Source organism: Mesorhizobium sp. WSM3859 (genome assembly GCF_002295065.1).
Classification (GTDB): domain Bacteria; phylum Pseudomonadota; class Alphaproteobacteria; order Rhizobiales; family Rhizobiaceae; genus Mesorhizobium.
Genome location: NZ_NSGG01000013.1, coordinates 57952 through 69426, shown reverse-complemented (window position 1 = coordinate 69426; position 11475 = coordinate 57952). Strand labels below are relative to the sequence as shown.

General features: G+C 64.2%; 10 protein-coding genes. 8 read left to right on the top strand and 2 right to left on the bottom strand.

The genetic code is table 11. The features are described from left to right. Positions 1–47 precede the first annotated feature (47 nt). From CK230_RS24050 to CK230_RS24020, 7 genes are all read left to right on the top strand, one after another. Entirely contained in the window at positions 48–857 is an 810-nt protein-coding gene (locus CK230_RS24050) for a DeoR/GlpR family DNA-binding transcription regulator (RefSeq protein ID WP_095819628.1), read from the top strand. 55 nt (positions 858–912) lie between these two features. After that, positions 913–1908 (top strand): rhamnose ABC transporter substrate-binding protein, encoded by a 996-nt coding sequence (rhaS, locus tag CK230_RS24045; protein WP_042637283.1) that lies wholly within the window; start codon positions 913–915, stop codon positions 1906–1908. A 180-nt stretch (positions 1909–2088) separates the two neighbouring features. Beyond that, positions 2089–3630, top strand: a complete 1542-nt coding sequence (locus tag CK230_RS24040; RefSeq protein ID WP_095819627.1) for a sugar ABC transporter ATP-binding protein — start codon at positions 2089–2091, stop codon at positions 3628–3630. Further along, a complete protein-coding gene (locus CK230_RS24035) occupies positions 3627–4604 on the top strand; it encodes an ABC transporter permease (RefSeq protein WP_095819626.1) in 978 nt (325 codons plus the stop codon). The genes CK230_RS24040 and CK230_RS24035 overlap by 4 nt, the downstream gene beginning before the upstream one ends. Beyond that, entirely contained in the window at positions 4601–5602 is a 1002-nt protein-coding gene (locus CK230_RS24030; protein WP_095819625.1) for an ABC transporter permease, read from the top strand. Before CK230_RS24035 ends, CK230_RS24030 begins: the two co-directional genes overlap by 4 nt. Beyond that, positions 5602–5916 carry an L-rhamnose mutarotase gene (rhaM, locus tag CK230_RS24025; RefSeq protein ID WP_176480190.1) on the top strand — a complete coding sequence of 105 codons (315 nt, stop codon included), beginning with the start codon at positions 5602–5604 and terminating at the stop codon, positions 5914–5916. Before CK230_RS24030 ends, rhaM begins: the two co-directional genes overlap by 1 nt. After that, positions 5913–7277 (top strand): FGGY-family carbohydrate kinase, encoded by a 1365-nt coding sequence (locus tag CK230_RS24020; RefSeq protein ID WP_095819623.1) that lies wholly within the window; start codon positions 5913–5915, stop codon positions 7275–7277. The genes rhaM and CK230_RS24020 overlap by 4 nt, the downstream gene beginning before the upstream one ends. A 230-nt stretch (positions 7278–7507) precedes the next feature. On the opposite strand, the gene CK230_RS24010 is transcribed toward CK230_RS24020, so the two are convergent. Together CK230_RS24010 and galE are read right to left on the bottom strand one after the other, a co-directional pair. Next, on the bottom strand, positions 7508–8764 hold the full coding sequence (locus tag CK230_RS24010) for a D-amino acid dehydrogenase (protein WP_095819621.1): 1257 nt from the start codon (positions 8762–8764) through the stop codon (positions 7508–7510). Between the two features lie 100 nt (positions 8765–8864). Continuing rightward, complete coding sequence (gene galE, locus CK230_RS24005) at positions 8865–9860, bottom strand: UDP-glucose 4-epimerase GalE (protein ID WP_095819620.1); 996 nt, start codon at positions 9858–9860, stop codon at positions 8865–8867. 337 nt (positions 9861–10197) lie between these two features. On the opposite strand from galE, the gene hemA reads away from it, so the two are divergent. Next, positions 10198–11475: a 5-aminolevulinate synthase gene (gene hemA / locus CK230_RS24000; RefSeq protein WP_095819751.1), complete on the top strand. Its 1278-nt coding sequence runs from the start codon at positions 10198–10200 to the stop codon at positions 11473–11475.

The window sequence follows — 11475 nt, the reverse complement described above, 5'->3', positions numbered from 1 at the left end:
TGACACTGCGCGTTTTCTAAGGCCTGATGCTTGGGCAGGGAGGAACCATGCACGAAAAAGAGCGCCACAGGATCATTCTGTCCGCCGTCCAGGAAAAGCCTGTCGTGACGGTGCAGGAGATGGTCGAGTTGACGGACTCCTCCGAGGCGACGATCCGGCGCGACATCGCGGCGCTGCATGTGCAAAAGCGGCTGCGCCGTGTGCGCGGCGGCGCCGAGGCGATCTCGCCGCCGCAGTTCATCGGCCTTGCCGGCCGGCCGTTCTCCGTCAACGAGACGCTGAATGCCGCGCAGAAGCGGGCGATCGCCCGGGAAGCGGTGAACATGTGCGCCGACGGCGAGCCGATCATCATCAATGGCGGCACCACCACCTTCCAGATGGTGCATTTCCTGACCGGGCGCCGCATGCCGATCTTCACCAACTCCTTCCCGATCGCCGAGCATCTGCTCAAGCACTCGAAGAACACGGTGATGCTGTCGGGCGGCACGATCTACCGCGAGCAGAACATCATCCTGTCGCCCTTCGACAATGACGTGACGCGCAACTTCTATGCCCGGCGCATGTTCATGGGCGCGCAAGGCCTGGGACCGCTCGGGCTGATGGAGGGCGATCCGCTGCTGATCCAGGCCGAGCAGAAGCTGATCGACCAGGCCGACGAACTGGTGGTGCTGGTCGATTCCTCGAAATTCCGCATGCGCTCCAGCCTGATCCTGTGCGGGCTGTCGCGCATCGCAACCGTGATCACCGACGACGGCATCGAGGACCGCGAGGCCAAGATGCTGGAAACGGCGGGCGTGGCGCTGATCGTCGCCCGCAAGCCGTCAAGCGACAAGGAAGAATCTTCACTGCAGGCCTGAGGGAAACTCGCGCCCGCAGCGGCGATGGTATGCAACGCTCAAGGGAGGATATTCGATGAGCTTTTTGAAGAAACTGCTGGTTACGGCGGCCTTTTCCGCCGCAATGTTCGTGAATGCCGCCTATGCCGAGAACGTCAAGATCGCGCTGGTGGTGAAGTCGCTCGGCAACGGCTTCTTCGACGCCGCCAACAAGGGCGCAGAGGAAGCCGCCAAGGAACTGGGCGATGTCGATGTCATCTACACCGGCCCGACCAAGGCGACCGCCGAAGCGCAGATCGAAGTGATCAACTCGCTGATTGCGCAGAAGGTCAACGCGATCGCCGTTTCGGCCAATGACGCCGACGCGCTGGTGCCGGTGCTGAAGAAGGCGATGGATCGCGGCATCACCGTGATCTCCTGGGACTCGGGCGTCGCCAAGGAAGGCCGCCAGCTCCATCTCAACCCGTCCGACACCGGCCTGATCGGCGAGACCATCATCAAGCTCGCCGCCGACTACCTTCCGGAAGGCGGCGACGTCGCCATCCTCTCGGCCTCCTCGACCGCCACCAACCAGAATGCCTGGATCGAGGCGGCCAAGAAGGTGCTGCCGGAGAAGTTCCCGAAGATCAAGCTGGTCGCCACCGTCTATGGCGATGACGACTCGGCCAAGAGCACCGACGAAGCCAAGGGTCTCTTGAAGTCCTATCCCAACCTCAAGGCGATCATCGCGCCGACCACCGTCGGCGTCGTTGCGGCCGCGCAGGTCGTCACCGACGAGAACCTGATCGGCAAGGTGAATGTCACGGGTCTTGCGCTGCCCTCCGAGTTCAAGAAGTTCATCGACAACGGCGCTTCGCAGGCTGTTGCTCTCTGGAACCCGATCGATCTCGGCTACTCGGCGATCTACCTCGCCCATGATCTGGCGGTGAAGAAGGAAGAAGCCAAGCCCGGCGCCACCCTGTCGATCGGCCGCGTCGGCAAGGTGACGCTCGACGACACCAACTCGGCCGCGATGGCTCCGCCCTTCCAGTTCGACAAGACCAACATCGAGAAGTTCTCCAAGATCTATTGATCTCGGACTGACGGCGCTGCCCCCTCATCCGGCCGCTTCGCGGCCACCTTCTCCCGCTGCGGAGAAGAGCCAGGCGCCAAGCTCGCAAACCTCCTCTCCCCTCGGGGAGAGGTCGACCGAGCGAAGCGGAGGTCGGGTGAGGGGGAGTCAATACGGAACATAGACGGGCTTGATACGACTATGGATACGACGGCCCATCACGGCACGATAAAGGAACTCCCCCCAGCCTCGGCTCCCCGCCTGACGCTCTCCGGGATCTCCAAAAGTTTCCCGGGCGTCCGCGCTCTGCACAATGTCAGCCTGTCGCTCTACCCCGGGCAGGTGACGGCGCTGATCGGCGAGAACGGCGCCGGCAAGTCGACGCTAGTCAAGATCATGACCGGCATCTACCAGCCCGATGCCGGCGAGATCGGCATCGACGGCGAGGTGACGACACTGCCCAGCGCGCATGCAGCCTTCGGCCACGGCATCACCGCCATCCATCAGGAAACCGTGCTGTTCGACGACCTGTCGGTGGCCGAAAACATCTTTCTCGGCCACGCGCCGCGCACCCGCTTCGGCACCATCGACTGGCGCACGATGCGCAACAATGCGCGCGAAGTGCTGGAGACGATGCGCGCCGGCCATATCGACGCCGATGCGCGGCTGAGGGACCTCGGCATCGCCAACAAGCATCTGGTTGCCGTCGCCCGCGCGATGTCCATCGACGCGCGCATCGTCATCATGGACGAGCCGACGGCGGCGCTTTCGATGAAGGAGATCGAGGAGCTTTTCCTGCTGATCGAATTCCTGAAGAGCGACGGCAAGGCGGTGCTCTTCATCAGCCACAAGTTCGACGAGATCTACCGCATCGCCGACCGCTACACCGTCTTCCGCGACGGCGAGATGGTTGGCGAGGGCCTGCTGAAAGACACCGGCCAGAACGAGATCGTGCGCATGATGGTCGGCCGCAACGTCGACCACATCTTCCCGCAGCGCGCGCCGAAGATCGGCGCGCCGGTGCTGTCGGTTTCGGGCCTGTCGCATCCGACCGAATTCGACGACATCGGCTTCGAATTGCGCAAGGGCGAGATCCTCGGCTTCTACGGGCTGGTCGGCGCCGGGCGCAGCGAGGTGATGCAGGCCATCGCCGGCATCACCCGCACCAGCCGAGGCACTATTTCGCTCGAAGGCAACTCCATCGCGCCGAAATCGGCGGCGGATTCGATCGAGGCCGGCATCGTCTATGTGCCGGAGGAACGCGGCAAGCAGGGTGTGGTGATCGGCCTGCCGATCTTCCAGAACGTGTCGCTGCCCTCGCTCGCGCGCACCTCGAAATCCGGCGTGCTCAAGCTCGCCGAAGAGTTCGCGCTCGCCCGCTCCTACACCGAGCGGCTCGATCTGCGCGCCTCATCGCTCAGCCAGGATGTCGGCACGCTTTCCGGCGGCAACCAGCAGAAGGTGGTGATCGCCAAATGGCTGGCGACGGCGCCTAAGGTGATCATCCTCGACGAGCCGACCAAGGGCATCGACATCGGCTCCAAGGCCGCCGTGCATGGCTTCATGGCCGAGCTGGTAGCGCAAGGGCTTTCGGTGATCATGGTGTCGTCCGAACTGCCCGAGATCCTCGGCATGTCCGACCGGGTTGTCGTCATGCGCGAAGGCCGCATCGCCGCGACCTACGACAACAAGGGGCTCGATGCCGAAACGCTGGTTCGGACGGCAGCGGGGATCGCGGCATGAAGAATTTCCTCAAATACCGCGAGATCTGGCTGCTTGCCGGCATCGTCGTGCTGATCGGCCTGATTTCCACCCGCTTCCCCGGCTTCGCAGACCCGGCCAACCTGCGCCAGGTGTTCAACGACACCTCGATCCTGATGATCCTGGCGCTGGGCCAGATGGTGGTGATCCTGACGCGCTCGATCGACTTGTCGATGGCATCCAATCTCTGTTTCACCGGCATGGTAGTGGCGATGCTCAACGCCACGCATCCGGCGATCCCGATCCCGGTGCTGATCGTCGTTGCGGTGCTCGTCGGGCTGGTGCTCGGCGCCATCAACGGTTTCCTGGTATGGCGGCTGAACATCCCCTCGATCGTCGTGACGCTCGGCACGCTCACCATCTATCGCGGCGCCACCTTCGTTGTTTCCGGCGGCGCCTGGGTCAATGCCGACCAGATGAGCCCCGACTTCATCAATTTCCAGCGCGCTGCCTTCCTCGGCCTGCCGGTGCTGTCCTGGATCGCGATCCTGGTGATCGCGCTGTTCTTCCTGGTGATGACGCGCACGCAAATCGGCCGCTCGATGTACGCCATCGGCGTCAACCCGACCGCCTCGGTCTATGCCGGCATCGATGTCGGCCGCACGAAATTCATCGTCTTCTGCATTTCCGGCATGATCGGCGGGCTCGCCGGCTATCTCTGGATCTCGCGCTACGTGATCGCCTCGGTCGAGGTCGCCAACGGCTATGAGCTCAACATCATCGCCGCCTGCGTCATCGGCGGCATCTCCATCGCCGGCGGCATCGGCTCGGTCGGCGGCGCGGTGCTGGGGGCGCTGTTCCTCGGCATCATCTCAAACGCCCTGCCGGTCATCAACATCTCGCCCTTCTGGCAGATGGCGATCTCTGGCAGCGCCATCATCCTGGCCGTGGTGCTCAACGCGCGCGGCGAGCGGCGGCAGGGCCGCATCATCCTGAGAAAGGCGGAAGCGGCATGACCGACACCCCTGCCCCGCGCCATATCCCCGACCGGCTCGACAAGCCGCTTTCCTCGGCGATCTTCTCCTGGGAGGCGCTGCTGGTCGTCATCGCGGTCGCCATCTTCGCGGTGAACAGTTTTGCTTCGCCCTATTTCCTCGATCCATGGTCGCTGTCGGACCTGACCTTCAACTTCACGGAAAAAGGGCTGATCGCGCTTGCGATGGCACTGCTGATCATCTCCGGCGAGATCGATCTCTCCGTCGCCGCCATCGTGGCTTTGGCTTCGACGATGATGGGCATGGCCGTGCAGACCGGCGCCGGAACGCCGGTGCTGGTGCTGATCGGCATCGCCGTCGGCCTTGCCTGCGGCGCCTTCAACGGGCTGCTGGTCACGCGGCTCGGCCTGCCGTCCATCGTCGTCACCATCGGCACGATGAGCCTGTTCCGCGGCATCGCCTTCATCATCCTCGGCGACCAGGCCTACAAAGGCTATCCGGAAAGTTTTGCGTTCTTCGGCCAGGGTTATGTCTGGTGGGTCTTCTCGTTCGAGCTGGCGCTGTTCCTCTTCGCGGCGCTGATCTACTGGTTCGTGCTGCACCGCACGAGCTTCGGCCGGCGGGTCTTTGCCATCGGCAACAATCCGGTCGCCTGCCAGTTTTCCGGCGTGCGTGTCGACCGTATAAAATTCATCCTGTTCTGCCTGACCGGACTGATGTCGGGAATAGCCTCGGTGCTGATCACCTCGCGGCTTGGCTCGACACGACCGTCGATCGCGCAGGGCTACGAGCTTGAAGCCATCACCATGGTAGTGCTTGGGGGTGTGTCGATCCTCGGTGGCGCCGGCAGCATCCTGGGCGTCGTGCTCGCTGCCTTCATCATGGGGCTGGTGACTTTTGGGCTTGGGTTGCTCAACGTGCCGGGCATCGTCATGTCGATCTTCATCGGCCTGTTGCTGATCATCGTTATTGCACTGCCGATCGTCTGGCGGCGGCTGCGTCAAGGACGCTTCGCCTGATGGATAAATACGCCTTCAAGATGAAGCTCAACCCCGGCATGAAGGCCGAGTACAAGCGCCGCCATGACGAGATCTGGCCCGAGCTGGTTGCTCTGCTGAGAGAGGCCGGGGTCTCGGACTATTCGATCCATCTCGACGGGGAGACCAATATCCTGTTCGGGGTGCTGTGGCGGCGCGATCACCATGGCATGGCCGACCTGCCCAAGCATCCGGTGATGCAGCGCTGGTGGGCGCATATGGCCGATGTCATGGAAACCAAACCCGACAACGAGCCGGTGGCGGTGCCGCTGGAAACAATGTTCCATATGGCATGATCCGCGACGTCGCCGTCATCGACATCGGCAAGACCAACGCCAAGGTGGCGCTGGTCGATCTCGACACGATGCAGGAAGTGGCGCTGCGCCGAATGGCCAACGCGCCGGTGCGGCAAGGGCCCTACCCGCATCACGATGTCGAGGCGCTCTGGACGTTCATCCTGAACAGTCTCGCTTATCTCAACGGCGAAAGGCGGATCGATGCGATATCAATCACCACGCATGGCGCGACGGGCGCGCTGGTCGATCAATCGGGCGAATTGGCGCTGCCGGTTCTCGATTATGAATTCGACGGCCCCGATTGGCTGGCGCAAGAGTATGACGCCATCCGTCCACCCTTTGCCGAGACCGGCACGCCGCGGCTGCCGACCGGGCTCAATCTCGGCGCGCAGTTCTTCTGGCAGCAGAGGCGCTTCCCGGCGGAATTCGCCAGGGCCGCCGCGATGCTGATGTATCCGCAATACTGGGCGCTGCGGTTGACCGGCGTCGCCGCCAACGAGGTGACCTCGCTCGGCTGCCACACCGATCTGTGGAACCCCTGGACGTCCCACTTTTCCTCGCTGGCGGACAGGATGGGCTGGCGCCGGTTGATGGCGCCGGTGCGGCCGGCCAAGGACCGGCTCGGTCCGATCCTGCCGGTGTTCGCGCGACGCACCGGGCTCGATCTGCAAACGCCGGTATTCTGCGGCCTGCACGATTCCAACGCCTCGCTGCTGCCGCATCTGTTGTCCGACCAGCCGCCCTTCTCAGTCGTCTCGACCGGCACTTGGGTGGTGTCGATGGCGGTCGGCGGCAGGAAGGTGGAACTCGACCCGGCGCGCGACACTCTGGTCAACGTCAATGCGCTGGGCGATCCCGTGCCGTCGGCGCGGTTCATGGGTGGGCGGGAATTTTCGCTGCTGACCGACGGCCAGCCGCAGGAATGGAGCGATGACGATGTCGCCGCCGTGCTGGCGCGGCAGATCCTACTTCTGCCTTCGACGCGGCAGGGCTCCGGACCCTTTCCGCATCGCGACGCGCAGTGGGTCAATGCCGGGGGCTTGAGCCCCGGGCAGCGTTTCGCCGCCATCTCGTTTTATCTGGCGCTGATGACCGCGACCTGCCTGGAATTGATCGACGGCGATGGGCCGACGACCGTCGAGGGACCGTTCGCGCGCAACCCGCTTTTCATCCGCATGCTGGCGACAGCGACAGGGCGGCCGGTCGTCGCGTCGGAGACCTCGACCGGGACCAGCATTGGCGCGGCGTTGTTGGCGTCGGAGGGCGAACCCGGAATGAGCAAGGGCGAGCGGACCGAACCGCCGGCTGATCCGGCGTGGGGCGACTATGCAAAGGCGTGGCGGCTGGCCATTCAGACTTAGTTCCAGCGAAGCCACTGCCTGAATCGTCAGCGCTGCCCCTCATTGCCCTGCCGGGCATTTCTCCCCGTATAGTGGCGGGGAGAAAGACGCTCTCCTCGGCGGTTTCGCCAATCACCAGCGTTACAGAATGGGTGCCGGCATCGCAGCCAGCTCTCTTCTCCCCGTTGAACGGGGAGAAGGTGCCGGCAGGCGGATGAGGGGCAGCGCCGACCTCAGAGATTAGGGAGGTTTCAGCGTGCCGTCCCGTACAGCAATCCTTTGGGATCGATCTGTGGCTTTCTGCCGGCGACGACATCGGCCAGGAACTGCCCCGAGCCGCAGGCCATGGTCCAGCCGACATGGCCGTGGCCGGTGTCGAGATAAAGATTGCGGTATCTCGCCTGGCCGATGACCGGTACCGAGTTCGGCATCATCGGCCGCAGGCCGGCCCAGAACACGGCCTTCTTCTCATCGAAGGCACCCGGGAAAAGATCCTTGCCGGTTTCGAGGATGGTCCTGAAATCACTCGGCTTGAAGCTGCGGTCGAAACCGGTGAATTCGGCCGTCGAGGACATGCGCAGGCGATTGCCGAGCCTCGAATAGCCGATCAGCCGGTCCTCGTCGGCGCCGCCCATGGTCGGCCCCTTGCTTTCGTCGTCCAAGGGGATTGTCGCGGTGTAGCCCTTCACCGGATAGACCGGCAGGTCGATGCCGTAGCGGCGTCCGAGCAGGCCGCTTTCCGGCCCCATCGAGATGACGACGGCGTCGCCGGTTACCGGGCCGGCCGAGGTGACGACCGCGCGCACGCGATCGCCCTCGATGTCGAGGCCCTCGACCGTCGTGCCGAACAGGAATTTGACGCCGAGCTTCTCGGCGGCATAGGCGGCGAGCCCGTCGGTGAACTGCTTGGAATCGCCGGTCTGGTCGATCGGCGAATAGATGCCGCCGGCGATCTTCTCCTTGACGCCGGCCAGGCCCGGCTCCAGCTCGACCAGACGCTCGCGGCCGACGATCTCGATCGGCAGGCCGTGCTCGCCGAGATAGCGATAATTGTCGGTGCCGGTGTCGAGGCTCTTCTGCGAGCGGAAGAAATAGAGGATGCCCTTCCTGCGCTCGTCGTAATGGATGCCGGTGTCCTCCGACAGTTGATTGATGCAGTCGCGGGAATGGAGCGCCAATCTCAGCTTGATGTCGGTGTTTGCGCGCAGCCGCGTCACCGTGCATTCGCGCAGGAAGCGCAGGCTCCAGACATAGAAATAGGGATCGAGGCGGAGTCTCACCTTGATGCCGAGATCGTGGTTCCAAAGCGCGCGCAGGAAGGTCTTCAGCGCGGCGGGCGAAGCCCAGGCGGTGGCGTCACCGGGCGACACCAGGCCGGCATTCGACTGGCTGGTGCCGCGCGCCGCCGCCTCATGGCGCTCGATCACCGTCACCTCGTGACCGTCCCTAGCCAGATAATAGGCGGCCGCCGTGCCAACCACGCCGGCGCCGAGAACCAGGATCTTCATGCCGTCCCCTCAAGCATCATGGCGGCGGCGCGCCCGCGCGCCGCTGCATGAGGCTCAATATCGCTTCTAAAAGCGCCGGACGAGCCCTTGGCCCAACAGGTCAGCTTCTCACGGAATTCTTGCCCGTCAGGATGCGTTCCCAGGCCAGCGCGTCGTTGACGATCAGGTCGAGATCGTCGCGTTGCGGCGTCCAGCCGAGCTCCTTGCGGGCAAGCTCGGAATTGGCGACCACGGCGGCGGCGTCGCCGGGCCGGCGATCGCCCATGCGGACATCGAAATCATGACCGAAGGCGCGGCGCACGCTGTCGATCACTTCGAGCACCGAATAGCCGTGGCTGTAACCGCAATTGGCGACGAGGCTGGTGCCCCCGGCGCGCAGCCGCTGCAGCGCCAGACGGTGCGCGGCGGCCAAATCGCTGACATGGATATAGTCGCGCATGCAGGTGCCGTCCGGCGTCGGGTAGTCGGTGCCGAAGACCTGCATGAAGGGGCGCTTGCCGAGCGCGGTCTCGCAGGCAACCTTGATGAGATGCGTGGCGCCGGGCGTCGACTGCCCGGTGCGGCCCTTGGGATCGGCGCCGGCGACGTTGAAATAGCGCAGCGCCGTATAGCGGATGTCATGCGCCAGCGCCGCGTCGCGCAGCATCCATTCGCTCATCAGCTTGGAGAGGCCATAGGGCGATTCCGGCGCGAGCCGCGCATCCTCGCGCACCGGCTCCAGCCCGGCGCCGCCATAGACGGCAGCGGTGGAGGAGAAGATGAAATGCGGCACGCCCTCGCGCACGGCTGTCTCGATCAGCGTGCGGGTCTTGCAGGTGTTGTTCTCGTAATAGCCGAGCGGATCGGCGACCGATTCCGGCACCACGATCGAGCCGGCGAAGTGGATGATGGCGTCGACCTTGTTTTCGCGGATGATCCGGCCGACCAGGTCACGGTCGGCGACGTCGCCGACAACGAGCTTTGCTTCCGGGGCGACCGCCCATTCGAAACCGGTGGAAAGCCGGTCGAGCACCACGACGCTCTCGCCGGCGTCCAGCAACTCCCAGACCATATGGCTGCCGATATAACCGGCACCACCCGTCACCAAAACCGTCATCTTCTACCTCGTGATCAAGATTTATCGGAAACTGTCTCAACAGCCCCCATGCTGGAAACCCCGCCGCAAGCCTGTATTGTTTCATGCATGTCGTTCCTCCCAAAACCGCTGCGCACTTTTGGGCGACATGCACTATCCTCCCCCTAAATGTTAAACCCGTAACAGTTCCTCCCGCCCGAGGCATCTTACTGAAACAAAGCTCGTTCACACCCCGGGGAATAGGCCACGATCCGGCATCGTTAGGAACAGGGCAAAGGCGTGGCATTTTGACCGGTGGGGTCCGGTGGACGCGGCATGGGGCAGTGACTATGATCCGCCGCAAAATTGGGAAGTCGACATGAATTACCAGCGGTTCTTCGAGGATGCGATCGACCAGCTCCATGCCGAGCGGCGCTACCGCGTCTTCGCCGACCTCGAGCGCATGGTGGGCAAGTTCCCGCGCGCCATCTGGCGTTCCAACGGCCGCGCCCAGGAAATCACCGTATGGTGCTCCAACGACTATCTCGGCATGGGCCAGAACGAGGATGTGATAGCCGCCTTCCAGACCGCGGCCGGCAAGATGGGCTCGGGCGCCGGCGGCACCCGCAACATCTCGGGCACCTCCAACCCGCTGGTCGAGCTCGAGCAGGAGCTTGCCGACCTGCATGACAAGGAGGCAGGGCTCGTCTTCACCTCCGGCTTCGTCTCCAACGAGGCCTCGATCTCGACCATCGCACGGCTTTTGCCCAACTGCCTGGTGCTCTCCGACGAGCTCAACCATGCCTCGATGATCGAGGGCGTGCGGCGCTCCGGCGCGGAAAAGAAGATCTTCCGCCACAACGACGTCGCGCATTTGGAAAGCTTGCTTCAGGCTGCGGGGCGCGAGCGGGCCAAGCTGATCGTGTTCGAAAGCGTCTATTCGATGGACGGCGACATCGCGCCGATCAGGCAAATCGTCGAGCTGGCCGAGCGCTACAACGCCATGACCTACATCGACGAGGTGCATGCGGTGGGCATGTACGGACCGCGCGGCGGCGGCATCACCGAACGCGAGGGCCTGGCCGACCGCATCGACGTCATCCAGGGCACGCTTGCCAAGGCCTTCGGCACGCTCGGCGGCTACATCACCGGCACCATTGCCGTGATCGACGCGGTGCGCTCCTATGCGCCGGGCTTCATCTTCACCACCGCGCTGCCGCCGGCGATCGCCGCCGCCACCACCGCCTCGATCCGCCACCTCAAGCGCTCGCGGGCCGAGCGCGACGCGCAGCAGCGCCAGGCGACGCGCACCAAGCAGGTGCTTGCCGCCGCAGGCCTGCCGGTGATGGAATCGGCCACTCACATCGTGCCGGTTCTGGTCGGCGACCCCGAGCTCTGCAAGATGGCGAGCGACCGGCTGCTTGGCGTGCACGGCATCTATATCCAGCCGATCAACTATCCAACGGTGCCGCGCGGCACCGAGCGGCTGCGCATCACGCCGACGCCGTTCCATTCGGACGCGCTGATTGCCGAACTGCAGGACGCGCTGGTCGAGACCTGGGATGCGCTGGGCATCCCCTATGCCGGCTCCGGCCGGCCAGCCGTCGCCAAGACCGACCGCATCATTCCGCTCCTGGTGCCGAAGTCAGGCGGGTGA

Excerpts from the sequence above, each read along its gene's own strand:
- CK230_RS24050 (WP_095819628.1), top strand. The coding sequence starts at position 48 with ATGCACGAAAAAGAGCGCCACAGGATCATTCTGTCCGCCGTCCAGGAA.
- rhaS (WP_042637283.1), top strand. The coding sequence starts at position 913 with ATGAGCTTTTTGAAGAAACTGCTGGTTACGGCGGCCTTTTCCGCCGCA.
- CK230_RS24040 (WP_095819627.1), top strand. The coding sequence starts at position 2,089 with ATGGATACGACGGCCCATCACGGCACGATAAAGGAACTCCCCCCAGCC.
- CK230_RS24035 (WP_095819626.1), top strand. The coding sequence starts at position 3,627 with ATGAAGAATTTCCTCAAATACCGCGAGATCTGGCTGCTTGCCGGCATC.
- CK230_RS24030 (WP_095819625.1), top strand. The coding sequence starts at position 4,601 with ATGACCGACACCCCTGCCCCGCGCCATATCCCCGACCGGCTCGACAAG.
- rhaM (WP_176480190.1), top strand. The coding sequence starts at position 5,602 with ATGGATAAATACGCCTTCAAGATGAAGCTCAACCCCGGCATGAAGGCC.
- CK230_RS24020 (WP_095819623.1), top strand. The coding sequence starts at position 5,913 with ATGATCCGCGACGTCGCCGTCATCGACATCGGCAAGACCAACGCCAAG.
- CK230_RS24010 (WP_095819621.1), bottom strand. The coding sequence starts at position 8,764 with ATGAAGATCCTGGTTCTCGGCGCCGGCGTGGTTGGCACGGCGGCCGCC.
- galE (WP_095819620.1), bottom strand. The coding sequence starts at position 9,860 with ATGACGGTTTTGGTGACGGGTGGTGCCGGTTATATCGGCAGCCATATG.
- hemA (WP_095819751.1), top strand. The coding sequence starts at position 10,198 with ATGAATTACCAGCGGTTCTTCGAGGATGCGATCGACCAGCTCCATGCC.